The 12,722-nt window shown below is 43.9% G+C and carries 12 protein-coding genes; 1 reads left to right on the top strand and 11 read right to left on the bottom strand.

What is annotated here, in order from left to right:
• Positions 1-91: 91 nt before the first annotated feature.
• The 11 genes from pdxT to I4V84_RS20110 form a co-directional block, all read right to left on the bottom strand.
• Positions 92-691, bottom strand: a complete 600-nt coding sequence (pdxT, locus tag I4V84_RS06370) for a pyridoxal 5'-phosphate synthase glutaminase subunit PdxT (protein WP_195699874.1) — start codon at positions 689-691, stop codon at positions 92-94.
• A gap of 1 nt (position 692) precedes the next feature.
• Entirely contained in the window at positions 693-1,568 is an 876-nt protein-coding gene (gene pdxS / locus I4V84_RS06365) for a pyridoxal 5'-phosphate synthase lyase subunit PdxS (RefSeq protein WP_173735228.1), read from the bottom strand.
• Between the two features lie 380 nt (positions 1,569-1,948).
• A complete protein-coding gene (locus tag I4V84_RS06355; protein ID WP_118583262.1) occupies positions 1,949-2,137 on the bottom strand; it encodes a small, acid-soluble spore protein, alpha/beta type in 189 nt (62 codons plus the stop codon).
• A gap of 209 nt (positions 2,138-2,346) precedes the next feature.
• Positions 2,347-2,532 (bottom strand): PspC domain-containing protein, encoded by a 186-nt coding sequence (locus I4V84_RS06350; RefSeq protein ID WP_021924744.1) that lies wholly within the window; start codon positions 2,530-2,532, stop codon positions 2,347-2,349.
• Positions 2,533-2,627: 95 nt separating this feature from the next.
• The gene (locus tag I4V84_RS06345; RefSeq protein ID WP_195991447.1) at positions 2,628-3,494 is read right to left on the bottom strand and encodes a DUF4097 family beta strand repeat-containing protein; all 867 of its coding nucleotides are present in this window, start codon (positions 3,492-3,494) and stop codon (positions 2,628-2,630) included.
• Positions 3,491-4,216: a DUF1700 domain-containing protein gene (locus I4V84_RS06340; protein ID WP_195991446.1), complete on the bottom strand. Its 726-nt coding sequence runs from the start codon at positions 4,214-4,216 to the stop codon at positions 3,491-3,493. Before I4V84_RS06340 ends, I4V84_RS06345 begins: the two co-directional genes overlap by 4 nt.
• Before the next feature lie 5 nt (positions 4,217-4,221).
• Positions 4,222-4,575, bottom strand: a complete 354-nt coding sequence (locus tag I4V84_RS06335) for a PadR family transcriptional regulator (protein WP_173716380.1) — start codon at positions 4,573-4,575, stop codon at positions 4,222-4,224.
• 336 nt (positions 4,576-4,911) lie between these two features.
• A complete protein-coding gene (locus tag I4V84_RS06330) occupies positions 4,912-5,424 on the bottom strand; it encodes an HD domain-containing protein (RefSeq protein ID WP_173769585.1) in 513 nt (170 codons plus the stop codon).
• Complete coding sequence (locus tag I4V84_RS06325; protein ID WP_243284040.1) at positions 5,421-6,533, bottom strand: RluA family pseudouridine synthase; 1,113 nt, start codon at positions 6,531-6,533, stop codon at positions 5,421-5,423. The genes I4V84_RS06330 and I4V84_RS06325 overlap by 4 nt, the downstream gene beginning before the upstream one ends.
• 293 nt (positions 6,534-6,826) lie before the next feature.
• Positions 6,827-8,320, bottom strand: a complete 1,494-nt coding sequence (locus I4V84_RS06320; RefSeq protein ID WP_195991445.1) for a hypothetical protein — start codon at positions 8,318-8,320, stop codon at positions 6,827-6,829.
• Between the two features lie 75 nt (positions 8,321-8,395).
• Complete coding sequence (locus I4V84_RS20110) at positions 8,396-10,897, bottom strand: LuxR C-terminal-related transcriptional regulator (RefSeq protein ID WP_195991444.1); 2,502 nt, start codon at positions 10,895-10,897, stop codon at positions 8,396-8,398.
• Positions 10,898-11,197: 300 nt separating this feature from the next.
• Here I4V84_RS20110 and I4V84_RS06310 point away from each other — a divergent pair, with 300 nt between their 5' ends.
• Positions 11,198-12,607 carry an RsmB/NOP family class I SAM-dependent RNA methyltransferase gene (locus tag I4V84_RS06310; protein ID WP_195991443.1) on the top strand — a complete coding sequence of 470 codons (1,410 nt, stop codon included), beginning with the start codon at positions 11,198-11,200 and terminating at the stop codon, positions 12,605-12,607.
• Positions 12,608-12,722: the final 115 nt, after the last annotated feature.

Raw genomic sequence — 12,722 nt, 5'->3', positions numbered from 1 at the left:
CTGTTGCTTTGTTTTTGTTGATGAATGCATAGTAACATACTGGGGATTATCTGTCTAATATGTAAAAATAATATCTGGTTATAGGTTCATTCTATAACCAGGTATTTGGGGAATTTTTCTTTGCATATTTCTTTACACTATTCAGAAACGCCTCATGTATCCTGTCATCCTCATCCAGTTCCGGATGAAATGCCAGTCCATACTGCTCTTTATACTTTACAGCTACAATATTTCCATCCACCTCAGCCAGTACTTCTGCGCCATCTCCGCATTTCTCAATATAAGGGGCACGAATGAATGTCATGGGAACCTGACCGATTCCTTTCATTTCCCTGATGGTGTGAAAACTGCCAAGCTGTCTGCCGTAGGCATTTCTTTTTACTGTCACAGGCATGGTTCCGAAATACACATGCCCGTCATTAGAGAGGTGGTCAGCCAGAAGGATCACCCCCGCACAAGTGGCAAGCACTGGCATTCCAGCCTGGATTTTCTCTTTCAAAGGCTCAAACATTTCCAGCTCCCGAAGGAGTTTTCCCTGTACCGTACTCTCACCGCCTGGCAAAACCAGTCCTTCAAAGTCTCCATCCAGGTCTTCTTTTTTTCGCAGTTCCACGCACCGAGCACCCAGTTTTTCCAATTTGCTCTTATGTTCTGCAAAAGCTCCCTGCACAGCAAGGATTCCGATTTTCATCTTATTTGCCCCTCTCTGCCATCAGAAGCTGGATTTCCTGCTCATTGATTCCGACCATAGCTTCACCAAGGTCTTCGGAAAGCTCTGCAAGCATTTTGGAATCCTGATAGTTAGTGACCGCTTTTACAATAGCTGCTGCACGCTTCTTTGGATCACCGGATTTGAAAATACCAGAGCCCACAAACACACCTTCTGCGCCAAGCTGCATCATAAGAGCCGCATCTGCAGGAGTCGCAACACCGCCTGCTGCAAAGTTCACCACCGGAAGTCTGCCGTTTTTGTGCACATACTCAACCAGCTCATATGGCACACGCAGATTCTTTGCTTCTTCAAAAAGCTCATCCTCACGCATGGAAACCACTTTCCCGATTTCGCTGTTCATCATGCGCATGTGGCGCACCGCCTGTACCACATCGCCGGTTCCTGGTTCGCCTTTTGTACGAATCATGGAAGCACCTTCTGCGATTCGCCTTAAAGCTTCCCCTAAATCTTTGGCTCCGCATACAAATGGCACTTTAAACTGACGCTTGTCAATATGGTAAACATCATCTGCCGGGGAAAGCACCTCGCTCTCATCAATATAATCAATCTCAATTGCTTCCAGAATCTGCGCTTCTACAAAATGTCCGATACGACATTTCGCCATAACCGGAATGGAGACTGCCTCCTGGATTCCTTTGATCATTTTGGGGTCGCTCATCCTGGAAACACCGCCTGCTGCACGAATATCTGCCGGAATCCTCTCCAGCGCCATAACCGCACAGGCACCTGCCTCCTCTGCGATTTTTGCCTGTTCCGGAGTGGTAACGTCCATGATCACTCCACCTTTTAACATCTGTGCAAGCTGTTTATTTAATGCATATCTTTCCTGGCTCATTTTGATTTCCTCCTGTATGTATTGTGCAGAAAAATTGTGGGGCACTGTTTTAACAGATTTCCATTTCTTCAACTGCCTTTTATTTGTCTGAAAGCATACAGGAATACTGTACCGTTATAAATATCCAATTTTTATATATTTTAAAAGGACAGTTTGAATATTTTCTCTCAAACTGTCCTGCAGGACTTGTTTTTTTCCAGCAAAACCTTCAGTGCCCGGGCAATTTCTACCTCGTCTTCTGCTATCAGGATACGCATAATTTTCCTCCATTTTTTCTGAAAAGGAGACGCTTACGCGTCCCCCATTTTCCCGCCCCTCCTAGAGCCTTTTTCAAACACGCTCTAGCCTGATGGCAAGTTGCAGGGGCAAATAATATACTATTATTTTTTCGGTTTCTTTCGCGCCATTATGCCACCGATCCGGCCCGTTTCTTTGGCGGAGAGGCTTTTCCAGCCCCCTTCTAAGACTTTATCCAGAATGCCAAGTTCCTGAGCAATTTCATATTTTGTCTGTTCTTCAGGGGTAAGATTTCCGGATTTGTAAGCTTCTACTTCTTTGTCTTTGTTCATATGTCTATGCTCCTTTTTACAGTGTTTGGATGTATATAGGGAGTATGGACAAAATATAATATATTTATTCAAAGTGGATGCAATTTGACATGGCATATTCCACGCGAACCGTCGCAATATTCTGCCAAGCTGACTGTCAACTACAACTAAGCAGCTCGGGGCCCCTTGCAGCTAAGTTTTCGCAGGCAGTGGATCTTGTGCAATTCTTCTTATGCTTTCGGAATAATAATCGCTGCAATAATATATGCCCAGATTCCTGCGCCGCCGAAGCAGGTCAGGATTACCCAGGCCAGGCGGACCAGGGTTGGGTCAATATCGAAATACTCGGCAATTCCGCCGCACACACCACACAGCATACAGTTTACAGTTGATTTGTATAAACGCTTATTGCTCATAATTGATTCCTCCGATCTGACATTTCTGTCTTATTTTTTTATTTATTACATAACTTTACACCAGAGCGTGTCTGAAAAAAGCGTTCTGCAAGATTTTATTTTTCCCCAGTAAACTCCACATCAATCTCGCCCATTCCGCATTCCAGCACCATATCTTTTTGGGCACCTTCATTGGAAATGGTTTTCTCAATGCCAATTCCACTGTACTCAGAATCCTCCAAATTAATCTCACCCATACCACAGGAAAGATCGTAATTATAGTCCTTCTCTTTTCCAGTTACTACCATGTCAATTTCACCAGCACCGCAGTCCGCATTCAGTTTCTGAACATCAATCTGATCAATGTCGATGGTTCCGGCGCCAACCTGAAGATCACAATTCGCTGCTGTGATATTTCCATAACCGCAAAATTCTCCGGCACCAACTTCCACCGAAAGCTCCTGTACTTTTAAATCGCACTCCAGATCAATGGTTCCCATGTCAACACCCAGGCTTACCGTATCAAATTCTTTCACTGAAGGAATACTGACTTTTATCTGTTTCTTCTTTTTTACATTGCCACTGCGGGTATCTGTAATCGTGATTTTCCCGGAAGTTTCCTTAACGACCACATCGTTCTTCGCATCATTTGCCACATTTACCCGAATCTTGTCACCATCGTATTCCTGGATAAGGAGCTCATCATACTTCAAACTGATTTCCAGATCACTGGCAAAATCCATATCCACAGTATTTCCATCTAAAGCATCCCAATCTATGTCAGAAGAATGATATTGGGCGTTTCCCAAATGGATCAGACCAGCCAGCGGATAATCATTATCCTGAAGCAGCTGTCCAGCCTGATCAAACACATTTCCGCCTGTTTCCACTGCTGCTACAGAAATTCCACCGATACATAAACCAATTCCTGCCACTGCGAAAGCACCTGCTGCAATCAGCATTCCCTTTGTTCCTTTTTTCATGCCTGCTCCTCCTTCTTATTCCGATACACGATTTTCTGGAAAAAGTCTGTCACCTTGCGAAGGATCCATGGGAAAATTGTGGAGCCCAGCCATCCTGTTAAAATGCAGAACAGAATTCCTGATGCAAACAAAAGACAGCCGATTCCCATTACCATTAGTCCCACAGCAGTATTGGTAACCAAAGTTCCAACTCCCACACTCATGCAGGCGCAAGCTGCTACGATAAATGAGAACGCCACAACTCCGGATACAAAAATCGCCAAAAATGGAAACAAGATCACCACCAGTAAAATACTGAATACGCCACTGGCTGCTGTAATGATAAATGGGGAAAGAAATACCAGGGCAATTAGGATCAGGATAAATCTGCTGTTGCTTCCCTTCTCTTTCGGGCGATATCCCCTGTGGGTACGATCTGTTTTTCCTGCATGTTCCCCATCTCTTTGGTGAATCTCCGGCATATAAGAAGCCTTGTTTTCCCGCAAGTCCTCATATCCATTCTCTGTATACTGTGCATATTCCTCATTGCTTTCGTCAAGGTCTGCCTTTATTATGGCAGCCACTTTTCCGGGGCTTCCAAGCTCTCTGATCACGGAAGCCTCATTCTCAGGACCGGCTTCGTCAAAATAACTGTTGTAGTAAGCCAGCGCCTCCTGCTTTTCTGCTTCCGAAATATCAGACAGCAGCCTCTCTAGCTGTTTCATAAACTGCGCTCTGTCCATACCTGTTAATTCTCCTCCCTCATGTGGCCGCTGTCCGCATTTCTGCCAGCGTCCTCAAACATACTGCCTATCTTGGTGGAATAATTCTTCCACTCGATCTTGTACAAATTCAGCTGTGCCTGCCCTTTCTCCGTCAGTTTATAATATCTGCGATTTCGTCCGGCATATGCCTGATCGTAGACTTCCAGGCAGTCATCCTTCTGCAGACGGCGCAGCACTGGATAAAGTGTGGATTCTGAAATATCCAGAACTCCGCGTACATCCTGGGTGATCTTGTATCCGTAAGTACCTTCCGGCTCCTTGGACACAACCGCCAGGACAATAGCGTCCAGAAGTGCAGCTCCTGTGTTAAATACCATCTGATCACTCCAATCATATTATATAGTCCATCAATATTGTTTAATTAGCAATACTATATGATATATAATATAGTTTTGTCAATACTATTTTTGAAAACAAATTTCTATATTCCCATCATTTACAAAAAAGGGCGCGGCCAATGCCACGCCAATATTTCAACATATTTTCTTTCACTTCAAATAACTGATCAATTTCTCCGTCACAGGTGAAAGCCTTTTTTATCCTTCACTACAAGCTCAATTCCCCGGAAATAAGCGGTTCCATAGATTGAATTTCCAGGTTTAATATTGCAGAAATTAACCACTCTTTTTTCTTTTTCAACGCCTTCTATTGCTTTACCTGGCAGGCAATTTATAGATACTTGTGAGTAATTTTTTGCCTGTATTGGTCTCAAATACGCGCTCTCTGGCTGTTTCAACAGCATTCTCAGACATTTCACTTTCATCTGCATTTACAAGAAAATCAGCTTCCAGAAGAATGCGGTAATCCAGTCCGTCTACGTTTGTATAGGTGTGGTGATGGCTAACCAGATAGTTGATTCTCTCTTTCATTTCATCATCAATTTCCACATCCTTGAGGAAATTTTCTACCAGCTCAGGACTTTCTTTTTCCTGGTTGGAGCCGTTTGTATTACCATATTTTACGCGGCATACAGGGCAGGCAATGTCGTGGATCACGGCTGCGATTTCCAGAATTTCCTGCTTTCTTTCGGTTAAATTTTCCATCTCGCCAATCATTCTGGCATATGTATATACCTTCAGGAAATGGGCAATATCATGCTTGTTTCCATCGGAATATGCGATCATTTTTGCGATAACATTATTTATGGTTTGCTGTGTTTCTGTCATGTTTTTTCCTCCTCGTTTGCATTCAAAAAGCGGCAGAAATCATCTGGAAGGGGAGCTTCCAGAGTGATTATTTCATCTGTAAATGGGTGACAAAAAGTCAGCTTCCAGGCATGGAGCGCAGCTCTTTTGAAGCAGTCATTCCTATTATTAATTCTGCCTTCCGTATTCTTTTTTTCTTTGCTGTTACTCATTTTCAAACACACTCTAGGATTATACATCGTATCTCCCAGAAGAGGGTGACCTATCCCTGACATGTGAACCCGGATCTGATGGGTTCGTCCGGTTTCCAGCTGAAGCTCAACAAGAGTCACATTGCCGAAACTTTTTATGTTCTTATAATACGTAACTGCATTCCTGCTTCCTGGCAACAGTCCATCTGGAGAAATTGTCATTTTCATGGGATTTTCCGGATCCGGGGCAAGTGGTATAGCAATTTCTTTCCAGAATACAGAATCATTTGCTTCTGATAAATCTCCTTCTGCAAGCGCCAGATATTTCTTCTGCAGCTTTCCTTCTTCCCTCTGCTTCTGCAATCTGGCTGCCGCCACCTGGTTTCTGGCAAAAAGTAAAATCCCGGAGGTCTCTTTATCCAGACGTCCAATGGACCGAATGCGTGTTGTCTCATTTTTTTCACGAAAATAGGCTGCAAGCAGGTTAGAAATGCTGTCCTGATAATGGCTTCCGGATGGGTGCGTCACCATACCAGCCGGCTTGTTTACTACAAGTAAATCCTGGTCTTCATAAAGGATCTGAAGTTTCTGGGGTTTTAATCCGTCTTCCAGCTCTTGTCTTTCGAAATCCAATAATTGTTTTTTTCCTCGTTCTATGAAACTACTTGTATCTGGACACACCAGTTGCTTTGAATCAATCCCTTTCGCTTCCAGACATACCTGAAGCCGATCACCAGGCACTGCTATTTCCGTTACACGGCACTGTTTTCCATTTTTAAGGATACCTCCCGGCCTGAACTTTGCCTGACTGATCTGCCTCTTTGTAAGCCCTGCCTCAGCCCGCAAAACCTCTCCTACTTTTCCAGACTCTGTGATCCTTATCTCAAGATATCTTTCCATATCTGCATCCTTGATAGCTCCTGCCCATATCTTTGTCAAAATGAAATCTCCGCTGCTCAAAACACGAAGCTTGTTTAGTTTTATCACATAGTTTATCACAAAATGAAAGCTTATGAAATCCCCTATGATCTTAAAACAGTAAATAATAAACAAGCCTAAATACACATAGGTATTCAGCTTGCAAAATTTGTCATATATTTTTCAGGAAATTCTTTTTGTCCACGTCCCAGAGCGTGTTTGAAAAAGGCTTTCTGCAATCTGCACACTCGAATCCCCATCCTACGCGATTGGTATAGTTATTTACGAAACGATGTACTAGTTTTACCTGCTTATCAGTATTCCATCAGCCTTCCTGCCTCATCAATATAGAACACGTCATCCGGTCCTATATAATAGCTGTCGGAACCATCAAAGTACATTACATTTCCTCCCCCATCATACCAGTAATAAGTATCTCCCGGATCACTTTCCTCTACATAATCTTCATCAGGAATGTAGTCTCCGTATCCTTCACCATCGTCAGCTGTCTGGGCTTCATAGGCGATAGAATCGGACTCTCGCAAAAAAGCTGCACCTGCATAAATATTTCCATATCCGGAAATCACAGGACTGAGCATCAGATCGCCATCTCCATCCAAAGTAACATCTGCCACATAGATTCCGCTGTCATTGACCAGTTTCAAGGCAGTTGTGCCAAGTGTGGTAAAAGTACCGCTGTCAAAAAAATATCCCCCTGTTTTATCACTATTCAGGCTGTTGTAGATTTCCCAGGTTCCTTCTCCATAAATCCGGATATTCATGGCATTTAAATCTCCATACTGGTACCAGCTGTCAAAATAAGAGATAAACATTTCCAGGCTCTCACCTTCGGCACTTGGGTCATAATCTTCCCCTTGAGTGAGAGTGGTTCCTGTATTTTCAACGCCCTCAAGCTCCGTCAGTTCCAGAGAAGAAATGGCATCCCGGTATTCCTCCTCCATCTCCTCAGCAAAATCCGCTGAAACTCTGTAAGCATAAGCAAAGGTATTGGTATCCGTCTGGAAATACAGCATTTTCCATTTGCAGGTATCTTCATTTGCTCCGGTGGTAAATTCCAGTTCATATGCCGGATAAGTGAATTTCTCTGTATATTCCTGGTTCTGTACTGCTGTGAAATCCTTTATTTCCGATTCACTTACAAAGCCTGCAAACTGTTCCATATATTCCTCCGGGGTACCGGTGAATTCATTGTCATTTAAAGCACTGCAGTTGACGATCACCGTCATACAGTCCTCTGTCATATCGGAATAGAAATACCCTCCTTCCCAACTGGAATTGTTATAAAGAGGGCGCAGTCCTGTATAGCGTTTATTTGACATGAGGACATAGCTTTTCTTTTCCACGCTGTCTTCGTTTTCAGTCTGACCTTCCGAATTCTCTTCTGCCTGATCTTCCTCTGCTCTGGTAAAAACCGCAGCTCCGTCATTTCCCATATGAAGAGTATCCGCGGAGTCCAGATAAAATCCCTCCAGCCACATGCCCATGCGATTGTACATGTCATATCTGCCATTTCCGTCGTTGTATTCATCCACATATTCCAGATATCCCTGAACATCATCGCCTTCTCCGGTGTGATATACAAACAATCCGTCTGCACTTAAGGTAAGAGTTTCATCAGCCTGTGCATCTTCATTTTTCCATACACCGGAAAGTGCTGCATAGTCAGCTCCGTCCTCTACCTGAAGCGTATCCTCGTTTTCTGCCATTACGCTGTAAATACCAGCTGTGGGAACAACTGCTGCACATAAAATAAACGCGATGACCGCTGTAACTATTTTTCTCTTCATACCATTTTCCTCCTGTCGAAATATGTTGTACCTTTACTATACGTTTTCTCTGACAAAAATAGTATTAACTTCCAGTTAGCTTTTCCCTTCCATCATCTCCAAAAGATACTTGCGCTTCACCCGGACATCCCCGGGAATCTGTAATTTGGAATAAATCTGATTGATGTACTGCTTCACAGTTCCCTCGGATAAAAACAGACTCTGGGCGATTTCTTTGTTGCTCATATGCTTCGCCATAAGCTCCGTAATCTCCAGCTCACGATCTGACAGTACTTTAAAGACCGGCGGATACGCCTCCTCTTTTTTTAACTGATCGCACCGCATTTCCCATTCTTTCCCCATTCTGGTGATCCTGAAAAGAAAATTTTCATTGATTCCGAAAAAGCTTCCCTTCAAAAGCTCCTCTATGTATGGATAATTCTCCACAAATGGCATAAGGATTCCATCTGGAAAAGCCTGGGAAAGTGATCCTCTCAAAAGTTCAAGCGCCTGTTCTGTTTTTCCCAGCTTCCAGTTGGCCGCAAGAAGCTGGATCTGCACATGAAGCGCTACCAGATCGTAGTGAAGAGCCTGACACATGGCAAGAATGGATTCGCTTCTTCCGATCACCTTCGAATATTCTCCCTGGGCAAGATAAACCTGATTCTCGATCATTTCCATCATCGGTCTCCCAGGTGCCAGAAAATTCACCGTAGAAAGCATATGCGCTCCAAAGAGAGCCGGAATCCGCTCCGTTTGTCCGGTAACTGCATAGTAATAGGCGCAAGTGCTGTCAAAAATATTGACCCAGGTAGTATTATGCCCCTGCAGCAGTTCTTTTCGACGTTCTTCAAATGTATTTCTCATTTTTATGTCCATACAGATAGACAGCCTTTGTGCCAGAAAATCGCAGCAAAGTGCAATGCTCTCCTGCCCGTTTCCCTGAATCTGGGTATAAGCCTTTTCCAATGCTATATGGGCATCAACAAAATTTCCACGCATAAAGTGAGCCTCTGCGCTCATAATCGTTTCTGCACCCTGTCCGTGTCCGTTTGTGATCTTGTAATAATGAGGCATACACTGGTTCATCTCTTCCAGCTCTTTGTCAAGGTCTCCGCTTTTCCTGTAAAACATCATAAGTACAGATGGGGAGCCAAACGTCCAGCCTCCGTCACTTCGGATACTGATGGCAGGTCTTGTCATCTTCTCGCTGGCACTGCGGTGAAACTGACTCATTCTCGAAATATCATTGTACATAAGAAAGCTCTGGATCAGGTCGCATTCGCCCAGAAGATTTCCTTTCTCTTCCTCAGACAGCTTTGGATGTTCTCTGATGGATGCCAGAAGAAGTTCTTTCAATTCCAGCATTTTGGGAATATTTTTCCAGTTAAACATGCATCTCATAAGAACCAGAATTGCAAGCGGATATTCTTTTAAAACGGAAACCGGACATCTGTTCAAAACTTCCAGAACCTCTTCCGGTTTTAGAGAAGCAAGTAAGATTCCGGCATCTTTTTGCACCACCCGGAGAATAGCTGCAAAATTCTGATTTCGCCGGTATGCTGACAGGGCATGGATATAGGCACCATGTTTTTCATACCATGCACCATATCTTTCATAATAGAAAGCCTGTCTGGAATCATCCAGTGTTCTGAACGCACGAAACGCGCACTCTTTCATCATATGGTGAAAGCGGTAAGTCTGCCCGTCATTCAGGCAGGTGACAAAAGCATTCTGCCTGGTGAGCATTTTCAGAATCTGGTGTACGTCTTCTCTTTTTGTAATAAATTCTGCCATCTCTTCCGTGAATTCATCTGCAAGCCCCATGGCACTTAAAAATTCTTTTCTGTCTTCTGGCAAAGGATTCAGCATGGAAGCGGAAAACATCTGGTAAATGTCAGATGTTTTTCCTGGCAATTCTCCTGATTTTGAAAAAGAACACAAATTCAGGTAAACAGCTGCGAACCATCCTTCGCTGGATTTCAGAAGCTGCTCAAGCTGGCTGGCTGTCATGCTGGTTCCGCAGCGGCGGATATAGGCTGATAGCTCCCCAGAGTTCAGACGCAGATCGTCTATTTCTATCCGGTGAAGTCTTCCTCCAAGCCTTACAATCCAGTCATCACTGATAAAATGATTTCGGCTTGCTACGATCAGATGCACATTTTCCGGAATCCTCCCTGCCATTCTGCACAGGAAAGTGGCCGCCCGGTCATCTTTTAACAGATGAAAGTCATCTATAAAAATATAACAATTTTCACATTTTTCCAGTTGATAGCATAGAATTTCCGTCAAGAATCCAGCGGAAGCTTCATCTTCCGGGCAATCGTAGTTTTCCAGAAAGTTAAGACCTGCGAAGGAAAATGCATTTTGCACACTTTTCCAGAAGATGGAAAGGTTTTGGGAGTAAATACTGATCCGGATCAGCAAAGCCTGACTGTCTTTCGCCAGTCTGGACAGATACCAGTTTACGGCGGTTGTCTTCCCATATCCCATAGGGGCTGTTATGGCAGTCAGTGCGCTGTTGGAAACAGGCTGCAGGGATTTTTGTAAACGGTCTGATATGTAAATGGAATTCAGGCTGATTTTTTCTTTTGGCATTTCATACCCTCACTCTCTTGTTTTATAAGTATATTGCTGTTTACACCGTTTCCGGAGTATGATTTGTAGGAATAATTTTTCAAACACGCTCTAATGATTATTCTATATTTAATTATAGTGGAAAAACCAGGAAATTCCAATGGATTCTTTTGCTTATGTTTGACTTGTTCTTTTTCTTCCGCTATACTAAAATGTGTTTAAAAAATGCTTTCTGCAAGATGTGTTTCACAGTTTGCGTGAGATTTTTTGCAGACATTTTTTTCATATCTAATTCTATTTCAGTACTAAGGAGATTTTTCTATGGATTCAGATAAATTATCAGCTCTGCCTCAGGCTTTTCTTCATCGGATGGAGGATATGCTTGGGGATGATTTTGAACCTTTTCTGGCAGCTTATGAACAGCCGCGTACTTATGGGCTCCGGGTAAACACGGCAAAGATTTCCTGTGAGGAGTTTGAACAGATTGTGCCCTTTGAAGTAAAAAAAATCCCATGGGTTTCGAATGGTTATTTTTACAATGAGGATGTAAGGCCATCCCGGTGTGCTCTTTATCAGGCCGGACTTTATTATCTTCAGGAACCAAGTGCCATGACCCCCGCTTCCCGTATTCCGGTGGAGCCAGGAGAATATGTGCTGGATATGTGTGCAGCTCCTGGAGGAAAAGCAACTGCAGTTGGTTCCGCCCTAAAGGGTGAAGGACTTCTGGTTGCAAATGATATCAGCACTACCAGGGCAAGAGCACTGCTTCGAAACCTGGAACTGTTTGGGATTCCCAATCTTTTTGTTGCCAATGAAAAACCTGAAAAAATGGTAAAAAATTTTCCAGAATTTTTCCATAAGATCATTCTGGATGCACCTTGTTCCGGGGAGGGGATGTTCCGTAAGGAGGAAGCTCTTGCCAGGGACTGGACTCCTGAGAAGTCTGAGGAGCTTTCCAGAATTCAGAAACAGCTTTGTCTGAATGCGGCAGACATGCTGCAGCCGGGAGGACAGATGCTTTATTCTACTTGTACCTTTGCACCTTGTGAGGATGAGCAGATCATTTCCTGGCTTCTCAGGGAAAGGCCGGAGCTGTCTCTGATTTCCATGGAGGATTATGAGGGCTTTTCCACCGGAAATCCTGAATGGGGAGATGGGAATCCACAACTGAAAAAATGTGTGCGCATTTTTCCCCATAAGATGCAGGGGGAGGGGCATTTTCTAGCCCTCTTGCAAAAGGAGGGAACGGCTGGACCTTCCGCTGGTACTTCTAAGACCAGTCGTCTGGCTGCAGATGTCCGGAAGTATATGGAAGAATTTTTCAGAGAAATCGGGTTGAAAACTTTAGATGGCCAGGAGTTTGACTGGAACCGGGTGGAGGTCCGGGCAGATAAAGTTTATTATCTGCCGTCTGTTTCCTATAATTTCAGAGGACTTACGTTTATTCGGAACGGACTTTATCTGGGAGATCTGAAGAAAAACCGGTTTGAACCGGCTCAGCCGCTTGCACTGGCTTTCCGGAAAAATGAAGCTGAAGCTGTGATTTCCCTTTCTGTGGATGATCCAAGACTGGAGCGGTATCTGAAAGGGGAAACTCTTACAATTGAGCCTGAGGAGGCTGCTCATTCTAAAGGATGGCATTTGCTTTGTGTGGAAGGGTATCCCCTTGGGTTTGGAAAACTTGTGAATGGGACATTGAAAAATAAGTATCCAGCGGGGTGGAGAGTGTAAGTTTGTCAAATTTTCGCTTTCCCTTCCGCCTGCGACGTGCGTGGATGTGGCGTACCTGGTCTGAGGGCTTTGCGGAGGTTCCGAGAAAATCTTAGAGGACAGGATTTTGCGTTGA

The organism is Ruminococcus sp. 1001713B170207_170306_F1, from assembly GCF_015668065.1.
GTDB lineage: Bacteria > Bacillota > Clostridia > Lachnospirales > Lachnospiraceae > Blautia_A > Blautia_A faecis.
Note: the sequence above shows the minus strand (reverse complement) of the source record. Positions and strands in the feature narration are given on the sequence as shown.